The organism is Corynebacterium sp. LK14, assembly GCF_008042215.1.
Taxonomy (GTDB): domain Bacteria; phylum Actinomycetota; class Actinomycetes; order Mycobacteriales; family Mycobacteriaceae; genus Corynebacterium; species Corynebacterium striatum.
In genome coordinates this window covers 199090-213218 of the sequence record NZ_NOVQ01000012.1, presented here as the reverse complement: position 1 = coordinate 213218, position 14129 = coordinate 199090, and the positions used below count along the sequence as shown (strand labels likewise).

Genomic DNA, 14129 nt, shown 5'->3' with positions numbered 1-14129 from the left:
CACCACCCTTGCACGTGCTCAGGACATCCCGGTTTAATCCTTCTTGTCTGGATGCAACAAGTGTTCGAAACGGGACATTGCTCGCTGGACGCTACCTCGAACAACGTGGGCGCGGGCACCGCGCGATGCAGGGGCCTCCTCGTCACCGACGTTATTGGGTTGGGCATCCATGTTGACTGCGTCGTCGAGCCTGTCTCCCACGCCTTCGTGGGCGACGTCGGCAGGTGCCGCATTGGGGGCCTTGTGATCCGGCATTGTCAGCCACTCGGCGCGCTTATGTTCGCCCTGCTCCTGGGTGTAGCGACCGATGAGGAAGCCGGCGACGGTAGCAAAGTGCAGTTCTTCGGCGGTTTTCTCTCCGGATTTCAGCTTCATCATGTCTTGGAAATAGCGGTAGGCAACCGCGAACATGGCAGCGGCCGGTACCGCCAGGAATGCACCTACGAGATTGAAGAGTGCAGAACCCACGGTGACGGAGGTTAAGACCACCACTGGGTGTAGGTTCATGGCCTTGGACTGCAGCCATGGGGAAAGCACGTTTCCCTCAAGTTGCTGGACCACCAAGACCAGAAGAAGGACGAGCAACGCCTTCGTGACTCCCAGCGAGACCAGTGCAATCGTCACGGACAGGGCGCCGGCCACGATGGCGCCGACAAAAGGAATGAAGCCTGCGATAAACGTGATGATGGCCAATGTCAGCGCGAGCGGAACGCCAATAATCGCGAGGCCGATGCCGATGAAGACGGCATCTACTAGCGATACGAGAGCCTGCGCGCGGACGAAGCCGCCCAAGGTGTTCCAACCGCGGGTCAAAAGCTCGGTGAGGTGCCAGCCGGTGCGGCGCCCCGTGGCTTCGCGCAGCCAGGGCAGAAAGCGGTGGCCGTCCTTGAGGAAGAAGAACGTGAGGACCAGGACCACCATCAATGTGACAATCATGGAAGTGGCCTGGCCGATGCCGTTAAAGACGGAGCCGGCGATGGAGCCTGCCTGCTTCTGTGCCCACAGGGCGATCTCGTCGATGTAGGTTCCGATCTCATCCTCGTCAAGGTTCAACGGTGGCTGTTGTACCCACAAGCGAAGAGCCTGGATACCGTTTGCGGTCTGCAGATACAGCGTCTGTGATTGGCGCACAAAGTTAGGTGCAATGAAAAGGAAAAGCGCGCCCAACCCGCTGAAGGAAACGAGGATAGTCAGTACAGCGGCAAGTGAACTCGGTACGTGATGGCGCCGTAGCCATCCTGCGACAGGTGCGAGCACAGTACAGATGATGAGTGCCAACAGAATCGGCAGGATGCCGCGCCAGAAGTTTCCAGCCATGCGGAATAGCGCATAGAGGAATACACAAATAACAAAAAGGCGTAGAGCCCACAGCGAGGTCGACTTGATGACCTCGCCGACGACGACGGAACGGTCGACCTGATCTCCCGGTGGGTGAGGGGAGACGTCGTCAAGCGATGTCGCGTCGACGGAACCATCGAAACGATCGCCAAGCCCAGCTTGGTCCAGATCAGACTTGTGTCCAGAAGGCGGCATGGATGATGAGGAAGGCGATTGAGAACTCACCCCACCATCTTGCCTGAAAAAACTCTTCGTGCGTTAGGATTGCCCCTGTGAGTCTTACACTTGGAATCGTCGGCCTGCCTAACGTTGGCAAGTCCACGCTGTTTAATGCCCTGACCCGTTCCGACATTTTGGCGGCCAACTACCCGTTCGCCACGATTGAGCCGAACGTTGGCCTCGTCGAGCTGCCGGATCATCGCCTCAACCGCTTGGCGGAGATCTTTAGCTCCGAGCGCATCCTGCCTGCGACCGTGTCCTTCGTGGACATCGCCGGCATCGTGGAAGGCGCATCCAAGGGCGAGGGCATGGGCAACGCCTTCCTTGCTAACATCCGTGAGGCAGATGCGATCTGCCAGGTGGTTCGCGCTTTCTCTGATGACAATGTCATCCACGTTGATGGCAAGGTTGACCCAGCGCACGACATCTCTGTGATCAACACCGAGCTGATTCTGGCTGATCTGCAGACCATCGAGAAGGCTCTGCCGCGACTGGAGAAGGAAGCACGCAAGAACAAGGATCTGGCTGAGACCGTCGAGGCCACCAAGAAGGCGCAGGAAATCCTAGAGGATGACCGTACCTTGTTCGCTGCTTCCAAGAACGGCGAAATCGACCTCGCTCTCGTGCGTGAGCTGCACTTGATGACTTCGAAGCCGTTCCTGTACGTCTTCAACTCTGATGAAGCAGTGCTTACCGACGACGCGAAGAAGGCCGAGCTCGCCGAGCTCGTTGCCCCAGCGGAGTGCGTGTTCCTCGATGCCCAGACTGAGACCGAGCTGCTTGAGCTCGACGAGGACGAAGCGATGGAGCTCCTCGAGTCCGTCGGCCAGACCGAGCCTGGCCTGGCAACTCTGGCTAAAGCAGGTTTTGCAACGCTCGGCCTGCAGACCTACCTGACTGCTGGTCCGAAGGAAGCCCGCGCTTGGACCATCAAGCAGGGTTCGGCTGCTCCGCAGGCTGCGGGGGTAATCCACACCGACTTTGAGAAGAAGTTCATCAAGGCCGAAATCGTTTCCTTTGATGACCTCGACGCCGCTGGCACCATGGCCGAGGCCCGCGCCGAGGGCAAGGTCCGCCAAGAGGGCAAGGACTACATCATGCAGGACGGCGACGTCTGCGACTTCAAGATTGGTGGCTAGCGCTCGCCTGAGATTAAAACTGTAGTCTCAGCATTGCTTGAGCCGCCGAGTTGTTGGCAACTCGGCGGCTTGCTAACCTAAAATTCCTGAAGGTGAGTAGCTCCTCCGCGGCCCCCATGGCGGCGGATGGATGGTCGACATACTGGTGCCTATGCGCCCGGCCACCCAGCTTGCGAAATTCGTGAGTGAGCGAGACCTTCGGTCCGTAGCTCCTACGTTGACCGGTCCTCCCCAAACCGCATACGGATGGCCGTGTCACGCCGACTAACCGAAGGTATCTGTATGGCACTCCCTTCCGAGCAGCTCCTGCTTGAGCGTTTCATGAAGCTGTCCATCGCGACGGCTGTTCTCACCATTGTCTTAAAGGTCCTTGCGGCCATGCTTACTGGTTCCGTCGGCTTCCTGTCTGACGCTTTGGAATCCGGAGTCAACCTCGTTGCCGCAGTCGTGGGCTTCATCGCCCTTCGTATTGCCGCGAAGCCGGCTGACGCGAACCATCAATTCGGCCACGGCAAGGCCGAGTATGTTTCCGCGTTGGTAGAGGGTGCGATGATCTTTGTCGCCGCAGCACTCATCATTTATACCTCTGCATTGCGCTTGCTCAACCCCCAGCCCTTGGAACAGCCAGGCATTGGTCTGGCGCTTTCGACGCTAGCTTCGGTTCTTAATCTGGCTGTCGGTCTGGTGTTGCTGAAAGCGGGCAAGAAATATCGTTCGGCAACGCTTCGAGCCGACGGCCATCACGTGCTGACTGACGTGTGGACTTCTGTTGGCGTCCTCGTGGGCATCGCGCTGGTTGCCCTGACGGACTGGCTGTGGCTCGATCCGATCGTCGCTTTTGCAGTGGGCATCAATATCCTGTGGACCGGTTACAAGCTGCTCAAAGAATCCTTGAGTAGCCTGCTTTCCGAGTCCCTGCCCAAGGAAGAGCACGCTGAGCTTGATGCGCGACTTACTGAGCTTGAGGAAGAATTCGGCGTGTTGTTCACGTCGCGGCGTACCATCGCATCGGGCCGCCAGCGCTTGGTCTATCTCACCATGGACGTGCCTGGTGAGTGGACAGTTCTTGCGGCCCACGACATCGCGGATCGCATCGAGGACAACATCGACGAGCTTTTCCCAGGCGCCGAAGTGTTCATCCACGTCGAGCCCGCCGGCACGGTGCATCGCCGCATCTTGCGCATGCCTTAAGCGGGTTCACGCAGGCTAGCCACGGCCATACCGTTTTCCATAGCCCACAGGCATGCTGCTACAGGCGCAGCGCCTTCATGGCCGCCATGCCCGTGGTGATGAGCTTCTGGAAGCGCTGCGGCGGCAGTAGCTCCGAGGGCGCCAGCGGGTGCAGCTTTTGCTCGGCTACGGTGCGCTCATTTGCCCACAGGCGCATGCCGGTAATACCGTGGCGGTGATTGAGGCCGGACTCCTTTACGCCGCCACCCGGCGCGGCAATAGAACCATATGCTGCGGCAAAGCCCTCGTTGATATTGACCATGCCCGCTTCTAACTGGGAAGCAACCTCCCAGCCGTGGCGGGAGCTGCCCGACCACACTGAGGCGCATAGGCCGTAGTTCGTGTCATTTGCTGCGTGGATGGCAGCAGCATCAGAATCGACCTCGTACACAGCCAACACTGGGCCGAAGGTCTCGTTAGCGAAGAGCTCCATTTCCTGCGTTACCCCAGTGAGCACCGTGGGCTCAAAGAAAAACGGACCGAGTTCCGGGCGATGCTTTCCGCCGTAGACAATGGTTGCGCCCTTGTCCACAGCATCGCGCACATGGGCTTGGACGGTCTCGAGCTGCTTTTGCGAAGTCAGGGAGCCGATAGTTGCGGCATCGGAGAACGCCGCGCCCAGTCTCTGTTCGTCGAGGGCTTTCGTAAGCGCAACGAGGAAGTCCTCATAAATGTCTGTGTGCACGTAGGCACGTTCGGCGGACATGCACAGTTGACCCGAGGACGAGAAGGCCGTGCGCACGGCGCCGCGAGCGGTGGGCTCAAGGGGGGCGTCGTCAAGCACCAGCATTGGATTCTTACCGCCGAGCTCCAACATTGTGGGGATGAGACGTCCGGCCGCCTGGGCAGCAATGGACTTGCCCACCTTGGTGGAACCAGTAAAGGAAAGACCGTCGACGAGGGGGACCAAGGCGTCGCCCACCTCCGCGCCGTTGCCCGGAACTAGCTGCCAGGCAGCCTCCGGAAGGCCGGCCTCAATCGCCAGCCGGCGGACCAAGATTGCCGTCAGCGTGGTCTGGGAATCAGGCTTGTGAACCACAGAGTTGCCAGCAGAAAGCGCCGCCAGCACGTCGCCCACGCCCAAGGAAAGCGGATAGTTCCACGGGGAGATGAGCCCCACGACGCCCAGCGGATAGTGCTGGGTGCGCGTCTTGGTGAGCACCGGCAACGCGCCGGGATGGCGCGCCGAGCCAAAGGCCTTGCGTATGTTCACGCCATAAAAGCGCGCGCAGTTATAGAGGTCCATCACCTCGTCGTAGGCGTGCGAGCGGGACTTGCCGTTCTCAGCCTGAATGAGGTCGAGGATGAGCTCTTCATGTTTCCGGATTAGGTCGTGGAGTTTGAGCAGTACGCGCCCGCGATTGCCGTGGCCCACCCCGGCCCGTGCGGTGGTGACGGCAGCGGCGACGTCCTCGGGCGTGGCCGTGGGGAAGGAGAAAAGCTCTTCACCCGTAAACGGCATGAGTGCTGTGTGTTGATCGCCGGAACCTCGCACGTCGCCTGCCGGGTTAGTGGCCAGGAAATCAGAGATGCGCGGCGGGAGATGAGCATTAGTGAAGGTTTTCATGGGGTCTATAGTGCCAGAAATCTTTTGTGATATGTATCGCAAACTTGGTGTGGGTGTGAGTAACATGGCTTCATGGCTACGCTTTCAAAAATTCCGAGCCCGCAGCTCCGGGAAACTATCGCGCCACTCGTCAGGGCCGGCGAGGTGGCTGCCCCTCTTGGCGTCATTGACATTGCCGCCTTCGACTTCAACGCGGAACAAATGCTGGCGCGTGCGGGTGGGCTTCCCATCCGCGTGGCGTCAAAGTCGTTGCGCAGTGTCGCCGCGTTGCGCCGGGCTTTCGAGCACGACGGCTACCAGGGAATCCTGGGTTTTAGCGTTCCCGAGGCATTGCACCTCTACGAGGAGGGGTTTCGCGATATCGTCGTGGCTTATCCCAGCGTTCACCGTCCGGCCTTGGCGTGGTTAGGTGCCGACGCTGGTGCACGGGAAGCGATTACGGTCATGGTGGACTCCGTGGAGTTGCTCGACCTCCTCGCGCCGGGCATGCGAGTGGCCATCGACATTGACTGCACCTTGCACCTGCCCGGCGCGGTCATCGGTCCGCGGCGCTCACCCATCCGCACTCCTGAGCAGGTGGACCAGCTAGCCCGCGAGATTCTCAAACGGGATCTTCGCCTGGTGGGCATGATGGCCTACGAAGGCCAGGTGGCCTCTGTAGCAGACGGGGAGAAGGGGCCGGTAGGCGCGGTGAAGCGCTGGCTGCGCACTAAATCTATGGAGGATCTCGCGCCGCGGCGTCGCGAGTGCATCGCGGCAGCACGCGCCCATGCTGACCTTGAGTTCGTCAACGGCGGCGGCACGGGCAGCCTCCAAGAATCTGCAGCGGAGGGAACCCTGACTGAGCTGGCTGCCGGCTCGGGTTTCTACACCCCGGCCATCTTCGATCAGTTCACTGGCATCAACCACAAGGCGGCGGCGTTCTTCTGCTGCGAGGTCTCGCGCCTGCCCGCGCCGGGATGGGCCACCGTCAACTCGGGTGGCTGGATTGCCTCCGGTCCGCCTGCCAAGGACCGCGTTCCCGTGCCGGTGTGGCCAAAGGGCCTGAAGTACTCCGGCATGGAGGGCGCCGGCGAGGTGCAGTCACCGCTGCATGGCCCGGCTGCTAACGACCTGTGCGTGGAGGACCTCGTGTGGTTCCGCCACGCCAAGGCTGGCGAGATGACCGAGCACCTCGACGGGCTGCTGGCAGTGGACGAGAACAACAACGTTAAAGATTGGGATACCTATCGCGGAGAGGGCTGGACCTTCAGATGAGCAAGTTAATCGGCGCACGTGGTGCCAAGAATAAAGGCTTTAGTAACTGGTCGGGCTCCGTGCGCACCAACCCGCAGGAGTTTCTGCAGCCACGGTCAATTGAGGAGGTATCCCAGGCAGTGCAGCGCGTGGGCAGCGTGCGCACCGTCGGCGCGGGACATTCCTTCACACCGGTGGCAGCCAGTGATGACGTGATGATGAACCTGGACTACTTAAGCGGCATCGTTAGTGTGGACAGGAAGCGTAAGCGCGTGCGATTCCTGGCGGGAACCCGCCTGCGTGATGTGCCGCGTTTGCTGCGTCCATTTGGCTTGGCTTTGGCTAACCAGGGTGATGTTGATCCGCAGTCGCTGGCGGGCGCGATCTCTACGTCAACCCACGGCACAGGTATTGGTTTCACCGGTTTCGCGGGTACGGTCACGGGCCTTAGGCTTGTCGACGCCGCCGGTCAACTGCGCAGCTTCTCCCTCGATGAGGACCCGGAACAGCTCAGGCTCGTCGTGGTCAGCATTGGTGCGCTCGGCGTTGTGGTTGAGGTTGAGATGCAATGCGTCGACGCCTTCGACCTGCTTGCGGATGAATCGGGCGGGGACATCGACGACATCCTCGATAACTTCGAGGCCTACTCCCGCGAAGTCGACCACTTTGAGTGCTACTGGTTCCCGCACACGCAGGCGGCAATGACCAAGCGCAATACGCGTCTTGCGCCTGGCGAGCCAACGCCGGGCGGCAAGACGGCGCAGCGCTCCAAGATTAAGCAGTTCGTGGACGATGAGGTCTTGGGCAACGGCGCCTATGCGGCGCTATTAGGTATTGGGCGCATGGTGCCGCAGACTATCCCGTCCTTCAATAAGTTTGCTACCTCGGTGATTTCGCACAATCGCTACCGCGCGAGCGCGCACGAGGTCTTTGTTTCGCCGCGTCGCGTGCGTTTCCATGAGATGGAGTACGCAGTGCCGTTGGCGGACGGGCCTGAAGCGGTGCGAGAGATCCGACGTTTTATTGATGCACAGGGCTGGCAGATTGCTTTCCCGCTGGAGCTGCGCACCACGGCACCTGACGACGTCGCGCTGTCTACCGCCAACGGCCGCGAGTCGATGTACATCGCGTTCCACGTCCCGCGTTTCAAAAACCCATACGAATACATGCCAAAGGTGGAACCCATTCTGAAGGATGTCGGCGGCCGCCCGCACTGGGGCAAGCTGAACACCTTGACGCGGGCAGACTTCTCCGCGCTGTATCCGCGCTTCGACGAGTTCTGTGCCCTGCGTGAGGAACTGGACCCGCAGTGGCACTTTGGTTCTGATTACACGCGGAGGGTCTTCGGTTAGAGCGTAGTTGTTCCCATAAATGAAAACCATTATCATTTGCGGAATGACTACACCCGTGACTGCTCTTTCTGGATTCCTGGGCAGCGGCAAGACCACGCTGCTCAACCACCTGCTGGCTAACCGACAAGGCCGCAAACTAGCCGTCATTGTTAACGACTTCTCCGAGGTCAACATCGACGCGGCGCTCGTTGCAGGGGAGGGCCACCTCGAACGCGGCGAAGACCGTTTCGTGGAGCTGTCCAACGGCTGCATCTGTTGCACCCTGCGTGAGGATCTCGTAGAGTCCGTTGCCCGCCTCGCGCAATCGGGCAAGTATGACCAGATCATCATTGAGTCGACCGGCATCTCCGAGCCGATGCCGGTTGCCGCCACTTTTGAGTGGGAATTTGAAGACGGATTCAAGCTGCAGGACTACGCGAACATTGACACTATGGTTTCTTTGGTTGATGCTTCCACGTTCATGGACCAGCTCCGGCGGGGCCGCAGCCTCGTTTCGCAGGGCATCGAGGCCACCCCGCAAGACGATCGGACAATCGCTGATCTCCTCGTGGACCAGGTGGAGTTTGCCGATCTCATCCTCATCACCAAGACCGATCTCGTCGAACCTGCCGAGACCGAGCGCGTCATCGCCACGGTCAAGGCGATGAACACCCGTTGCAAGGTAGTTCCCGTGACCAATGGCGTCATCGCTACGGAGCTCATCCTGGATGCCGGCCTCTACAACCTCTCCACGGCTGCGGCCTATCACGGCTACGCGGAAGAGCTCGCCAACCCTCACACCCCGGAGACCGAGGAGTATGGCATCTCCTCCGTGGTATTTCGCTCCGATAGACCGTTCAATCGTGAGCGACTGCTCAAGGCGCTGCGCGCGAGTACCGGGCTGGTTCGCTCCAAGGGGTATTGCTGGATCGACACGGACTTGCGCGTGGCCCATGCCTGGCAGCAGGCGGGCCCTAACCTGCAGATCCAGCCGGCCTCACTGTGGGCCTCCAATGGAGTGACGCCGGGCTCTGAGGTCGTGCTCATCGGTGTGGAGTTCAATGCGGAGGAGACGCTGCGTAACTTCGAGGACGCAGTGCTTTCCGACGCCGAGGTAGCCGCTCTGCTGCCCAGCTAGTGCCATGCGCCGATTAAGGGCCTGATAGCGCCGATTTATGGTCTTTTACCTGTTGGTGACGATCATGGCTTTGTATGCGGTGCAACAGTTTGGTGCATCAGACACAGCGGGCGGCTTTGCCTCCAGCTCCTTCGTGGTCGGTGCGACCATTGCGCGACTGTTCTCGGGATATCTAGTTGATGCGGCAGGTCGTAAAAAATCCCTCTTGGTCTCGATGGTTCTCGTGACCGTGGCGTGTGCCGCGTATTTTGTTGCGCACTCGTTGGTGCTGCTTATCGTCGTGCGCATCATTCACGGCCTGGGTTATGCGGTGGCGTCGACTGCCGTCATGGCCGTGGCGCAGTCCGTCATTCCTGACCATCGCCGTGCTGAGGGCACGGGCTACTTTGCCTTGGGAACTACTCTTGCCACCGCTTTTGGTCCGGCGGCAGGGCTGGACATTGTCGGTGCGAGTGGCTACAACACCATCTTCGTTGTGGTGCTCAGCCTCACGGTATGTGCCGTGGCTTTGGCACTGGCACTCAAGATTCCTACGCAGGAGCGCCCCAGCGTGACCTTTAGCCTGGCCAACATCGTCCACCCGGCGGTCGCACCCTTTGGCTTCTTCATGCTTCTCATCGGCGTTGCTTATGCAGGCATCATCACGTACCTCAACGCTTATGCTGACGCGTCCGACCTGGCGACGGGCGCCAGCTTCTTCTTCATTGCCTATGCGATTGTCAGCCTCGCGATGCGCTTTGTCTTGGGCCGTGTCCAAGACCGCCACGGCGATAACGTCATCTTCTACGGTGCGCTCGCTTCGTTCATGATTGGTCTCGTGGTGCTTGCTATCGCAGTAGCTGACTGGGAGGTCGTCATCGCGGGTGCTTTGGTTGGCTTGGGCTATGGCTCCATCATGCCGGCGGCGCAAGCGGTGGCCGTGCGCCTCGTGGCTCCGCACGAGATGGGCGCGGGTATTTCGACGCTCTTCTTACTCCTCGACATCGGAATAGGCTTTGGCCCCGTGGTCTTGGGCATGCTGATTTCTGCGCTGGGCTACTCCGCTATGTATTGGGTGCTTGCCGCAACCGTGGCCTTGGCGACGGTGCTGTACTACTTCGTGCATGGTCGGCGCGCATACGGCGAAACAGTGCACGTTACGGCTGCCACTGCTTAGCTCTTCGGTCTGCGGCTGGTGCAACACAGCCATTTCTTAGCGCTTTGTGCAGCGTGAAACTTCAGTGCGGAAACTCCTCAGGCGGACGTCACAGTAGTTATTTACACTAGGCGGCACATGGTCAACGACTTTGCAGTTATACGCGACAGGAGACTGCCATGGAAAAGCCCGATACTTTCAATTTCGCCCCGCTGGTCGGAGTGGCGCTAGCAAAGCCGCGTCCGCTCCGGCTCAAGATTCGCAGCCGCAAAAAGCTACCGCATCTGGAGGCACATACCCTCGACATCGCGCCTTTCGAGGGAGCACAGTTGCAGATGACGATGAGAGAGCTCATCGACTTCGCTCCTGCCGAACATGGCATCATCATCGATGGCAAGAGCCTTTCCGCGCAAGAGGTGGATGAGCTGCGTCCCCAGGCCCGCACTCAACTCGAATCCGCGCGTCAGTGGGCCGAAGAAAAATACGGCGTTGCTCCTGCCGTGCCTGTTAATTACCAAGAGGGGCCTTACTACGGCACCATCGACGCCGACCTGCCAGAGTTCGTACTTCGTGCATGCGGCGAAATCTACGAGGTCAGCGGGGAACTGCCAGCAGGCAAGCGTGCCGAATTCTTGGATGCCCGCTACTGCAAAGACGATCCCCGTGGAGCGTGGCTCTCGCTGCACGGTAAGCCAGGACCTAACGGTTTTGTCCTCAGACCTAACTTTGCTTACCGCCCGGCGTGGTCGGTACAACCTAGCCCGCAGCAGTGGGTGGCCGACATAGAGACTTTCCCGCGCACCGCGGAATGGATTCCCGATTGGCTCGTGATTCAACTCCAGGAGGCACAGTAATGACTTTCGTTGACACTATCGACTGGGCGAGCCATGACCCGGAAGCCGTATTCTTCGATGCATCGCGTGTCCGTGACACTGCCGAAAGAGTTGAGGCACTCACGGCGATGCTTGAGTTCGGTTGGGCACCGCCAATCAAGCTGCTGCCGGAGCTGGCGGACAACCCAGAGCTCTGCGCGCAGGACGCCCCAGTCATTGAAAAGCTCATCGCTGCAGGCGCCGATCCCAACGCTGTCAATCGCTTTGGCGAAACCGTCTGGGTTCATTTGGTTCGCTCCCTAGCGTCGGAAGAGGAGCAGTGGCCGGTGTACCAAGCGTTGCTGACTGTTGAGCCGGACCTTCAGATCAGCGCACGAAGCCTGTTCAATCCACTGCTCAACAAGCGCCACTTTGGCCTCCTAGCCTTGTTGCGCCCTTATCTTCCTGCACAATCGATCAGCGTCCCAGTCGATCCTGCGACTTTGTGAGCCTCCGCGTCGCTGCAGTTGCACTGCTGGTTAGCGCAGCATTGGCGGGCCACGTGGGTGCCACACAGGTGTGGAATACGTAACTTCGCCCGCACAATCGGGGCACGTTCGTGGTTGCCGGAGTTGGTGCTGCGTAAGCTTGCGCCTATAGAACGCAACGCGTAAATGAATAAAACACGACCCAAAGGAAGTAAGCAGTGACTCGCCGGATCGTCCAAGCGCCCCAACTATCTTCATTGCACCTGGAAGTGCGGGAAGGCCTGGGACTGGACGCGAGGGGAGTGTTTGAAAACGAGTGGTTCTCCGGCGAGTTTGAGCGCAACCTTCAAGGGATGTCACTGACTGGGTGCATGGTTGCTGATTCCTCACTCGACGGAATCGACCTTTCCTCATCCACTTTCACCGAGTGCGAGCTGACCGGCCTCGATGCGCCGGGATGGAGGATGGCGCGCACCGTGCTTCGCGACGTCGAGGTGGCTGATTCCCGCTTTGGCGCTGCAGACTTCGCCGAAGCGGACCTCTTTTCGGTGAAGTTCAGCGGGTGCAAATTCGCCTGGACTAACCATTCCGGTGGAACATTGCGGGATGTCCTCTTTGAAGACTGCGTATTCGACGAAGTCGATTTGTCCCAGGCGCAGGCCCAACGCGTGGCCTTCCGGGGCTGCCGCGCGCGGACTCTGCGGGTGGATGCGGCGCGGATGAAAGACGTGGACTTCCGCGGCCTCGACTTCGACGCTATCTCTGGTGTGGGCTCCCTCAAAGGCGCGGTACTCACTAACGCACAGGCCATCCACCTGGCACCTGCCATGGCGGCCTTTCTGGGGGCGATCGTCGACTAGCGCACAGCCCACCGCCGACCGCCGCCGACCGGCACCGACCGAGTCCGACCGAGTCCGACCGACACCGAGAGTAACCGAAGCAAAACGAAGAAGACACCCCACTTGGTGAGGTGTCTTCCTGCGTTAATGCCTAAGTTTCTTAGGCGTTGACGGACTCGCGATCCTTGGTTTCCATGAGGTCGGAGACGCCGTTCTCGGCAGCGTCCCAGACTTTTTGTTCCTGGATGCCCGCGCGCTTGGCCACGATGGTGGCGCACAGTGCTTGGCCCGTGACGTTGACTGCAGTGCGGCCCATGTCGATGATTGGCTCGATTGCCAGCAGCAGACCAACGCCGGCGAGCGGCAGACCCAGGGTGGACAGGGTCAGCGTGAGCATGACGGTTGCACCGGTGGTGCCCGCGGTAGCAGCAGAGCCGATGACGGAGACGAAGATGATGAGTAGGTACTGCGTCAGAGTCAGGTCAATGTTGTAGAACTGAGCGATGAAGATGGCGGCGATAGCAGGGTAGACCGAGGCGCAGCCATCCATCTTTGTGGTAGCACCCAGCGGGATGGCGAAGGAAGCGTACTCGCGCGGAACGCCCATGGCCTGCTCGGTGTAGCGCTCGGTCACCGGCATAACGCCCATGGAGGAACGAGTGACAAATCCCAAGGAGAACACTGGCCAGACGCGCTTGTAAAAGCCTATGACCGGAATCTTGTTGAAGGCAAGAACTGCCGGGTAAACCACGCCGATGACGAGTGCGAGACCCACGTACATCGCGAGCACGAACTTGCCCAGGGAACCCAGTGCGTCCCAGCCGTAGGTGGCCACTGCCTTACCGATGAGGGCTGCGGTGCCAATCGGCGCCAGGCGGATGATCCACCACAGAACAACCTGGATGACCTTCAGGAAGGACTCGGTAAAGCGCAGGAATGGGTCGGCTGCCTTGCCGGCCTTCACGGCGGCAATGCCCAACGCCAGGGAGATAACCAACAGCTGAAGGGCGCCGAAGCCCAGGGAAACCTCGCCCTCGTCGAAGGAAGCCTTCATACCGATGAAGTTCGAGGGGATGAGCTGCTGCAGGAAGGCCGTCCACGAACCGACGTGGGACGGTTCCGCTGCGCTCGCTGCATCGACAGTGGTACCAACGCCAGGGCGCAGCACGAGGGCAACGACGATGCCGCTGATTACGGAGAAGAAGGCGGTAATTGCGAACCACACCAAGGTGGAAATCGCGAGCGATGCGGCGTTGGCAACCTTGCGGAGGTTTGCCACGGAGGTAACAACGGCCGCGAAGATCAGTGGCGGCACCATTACCTTGAGTAGCTGGACATAAGCGCTGCCCACGCCGGTGAGGGTCTGGGTGAGCCAGGAGCCCTTTTCATCGTCGGCAGTCAGGCCAGCGTCCATTTTGGAAGCGATAAATCCCAGGATCAGGCCGATGATGAGGCCCGCAATGACCTGGGCGCCGAAGCCGGTTACCCAGCTGGGCAGTTTCCGTGATTGCGTTTGTGGTTGAGACACGAAAATTCCTTTTACTACGAGCTTGTGCGAGTTTGGCGTTGTAGACAACTTTGTATGTATTTGAACTGTCTAGTCCATCGATTATGGACTGATCGGTTCACTAATCACATCAACACTGTACGACGTTTA

At 59.9% G+C, this 14129-nt stretch carries 12 protein-coding genes; 9 read left to right on the top strand and 3 right to left on the bottom strand.

The window, feature by feature from the left end:
* Positions 1-33: 33 nt before the first annotated feature.
* On the bottom strand, positions 34-1533 hold the full coding sequence (locus CHU71_RS08425) for an AI-2E family transporter (RefSeq protein WP_114976133.1): 1500 nt from the start codon (positions 1531-1533) through the stop codon (positions 34-36).
* Positions 1534-1610: 77 nt separating this feature from the next.
* On the opposite strand from CHU71_RS08425, the gene ychF reads away from it, so the two are divergent.
* Both ychF and CHU71_RS08415 read left to right on the top strand, forming a co-directional pair.
* Entirely contained in the window at positions 1611-2696 is a 1086-nt protein-coding gene (gene ychF, locus CHU71_RS08420; protein WP_005529923.1) for a redox-regulated ATPase YchF, read from the top strand.
* 282 nt (positions 2697-2978) lie between these two features.
* The gene (locus tag CHU71_RS08415) at positions 2979-3887 is read left to right on the top strand and encodes a cation diffusion facilitator family transporter (protein WP_005531810.1); all 909 of its coding nucleotides are present in this window, start codon (positions 2979-2981) and stop codon (positions 3885-3887) included.
* Between the two features lie 58 nt (positions 3888-3945).
* Here CHU71_RS08415 and CHU71_RS08410 read toward each other — a convergent pair whose 3' ends face one another.
* Positions 3946-5493: a succinic semialdehyde dehydrogenase gene (locus tag CHU71_RS08410; protein ID WP_147760781.1), complete on the bottom strand. Its 1548-nt coding sequence runs from the start codon at positions 5491-5493 to the stop codon at positions 3946-3948.
* Between the two features lie 72 nt (positions 5494-5565).
* On the opposite strand from CHU71_RS08410, the gene CHU71_RS08405 reads away from it, so the two are divergent.
* The 7 genes from CHU71_RS08405 (at position 5566) to CHU71_RS08375 (ending at position 12493) form a co-directional block, all read left to right on the top strand.
* A complete protein-coding gene (locus CHU71_RS08405; RefSeq protein WP_147760780.1) occupies positions 5566-6750 on the top strand; it encodes an alanine racemase in 1185 nt (394 codons plus the stop codon).
* Positions 6747-8081, top strand: coding sequence for a D-arabinono-1,4-lactone oxidase (locus tag CHU71_RS08400; RefSeq protein ID WP_147760779.1), 1335 nt, complete (start codon positions 6747-6749; stop codon positions 8079-8081). Before CHU71_RS08405 ends, CHU71_RS08400 begins: the two co-directional genes overlap by 4 nt.
* Before the next feature lie 43 nt (positions 8082-8124).
* Positions 8125-9198, top strand: coding sequence for a GTP-binding protein (locus tag CHU71_RS08395; protein ID WP_147760778.1), 1074 nt, complete (start codon positions 8125-8127; stop codon positions 9196-9198).
* A 37-nt stretch (positions 9199-9235) separates the two neighbouring features.
* The gene (locus tag CHU71_RS08390) at positions 9236-10354 is read left to right on the top strand and encodes an MFS transporter (protein WP_147760777.1); all 1119 of its coding nucleotides are present in this window, start codon (positions 9236-9238) and stop codon (positions 10352-10354) included.
* Positions 10355-10512: 158 nt separating this feature from the next.
* Positions 10513-11187 (top strand): hypothetical protein, encoded by a 675-nt coding sequence (locus CHU71_RS08385; protein ID WP_147760776.1) that lies wholly within the window; start codon positions 10513-10515, stop codon positions 11185-11187.
* Positions 11187-11654: a hypothetical protein gene (locus tag CHU71_RS08380; protein WP_147760775.1), complete on the top strand. Its 468-nt coding sequence runs from the start codon at positions 11187-11189 to the stop codon at positions 11652-11654. Before CHU71_RS08385 ends, CHU71_RS08380 begins: the two co-directional genes overlap by 1 nt.
* A 197-nt stretch (positions 11655-11851) precedes the next feature.
* A complete protein-coding gene (locus tag CHU71_RS08375; protein ID WP_100087663.1) occupies positions 11852-12493 on the top strand; it encodes a pentapeptide repeat-containing protein in 642 nt (213 codons plus the stop codon).
* Between the two features lie 139 nt (positions 12494-12632).
* Here the strand turns inward: CHU71_RS08375 and CHU71_RS08370 are convergent, their stop codons facing one another.
* On the bottom strand, positions 12633-14000 hold the full coding sequence (locus CHU71_RS08370) for a dicarboxylate/amino acid:cation symporter (protein WP_147760774.1): 1368 nt from the start codon (positions 13998-14000) through the stop codon (positions 12633-12635).
* Positions 14001-14129: the final 129 nt, after the last annotated feature.

Bases quoted from the DNA above. Each gene is read 5' to 3' on its own strand.
- CHU71_RS08425 (WP_114976133.1), bottom strand. From the start codon at position 1,533: ATGCCGCCTTCTGGACACAAGTCTGATCTGGACCAAGCTGGGCTTGGC.
- CHU71_RS08415 (WP_005531810.1), top strand. From the start codon at position 2,979: ATGGCACTCCCTTCCGAGCAGCTCCTGCTTGAGCGTTTCATGAAGCTG.
- CHU71_RS08410 (WP_147760781.1), bottom strand. From the start codon at position 5,493: ATGAAAACCTTCACTAATGCTCATCTCCCGCCGCGCATCTCTGATTTC.
- CHU71_RS08405 (WP_147760780.1), top strand. From the start codon at position 5,566: ATGGCTACGCTTTCAAAAATTCCGAGCCCGCAGCTCCGGGAAACTATC.
- CHU71_RS08400 (WP_147760779.1), top strand. From the start codon at position 6,747: ATGAGCAAGTTAATCGGCGCACGTGGTGCCAAGAATAAAGGCTTTAGT.
- CHU71_RS08395 (WP_147760778.1), top strand. From the start codon at position 8,125: ATGACTACACCCGTGACTGCTCTTTCTGGATTCCTGGGCAGCGGCAAG.
- CHU71_RS08390 (WP_147760777.1), top strand. From the start codon at position 9,236: ATGGTCTTTTACCTGTTGGTGACGATCATGGCTTTGTATGCGGTGCAA.
- CHU71_RS08385 (WP_147760776.1), top strand. From the start codon at position 10,513: ATGGAAAAGCCCGATACTTTCAATTTCGCCCCGCTGGTCGGAGTGGCG.
- CHU71_RS08380 (WP_147760775.1), top strand. From the start codon at position 11,187: ATGACTTTCGTTGACACTATCGACTGGGCGAGCCATGACCCGGAAGCC.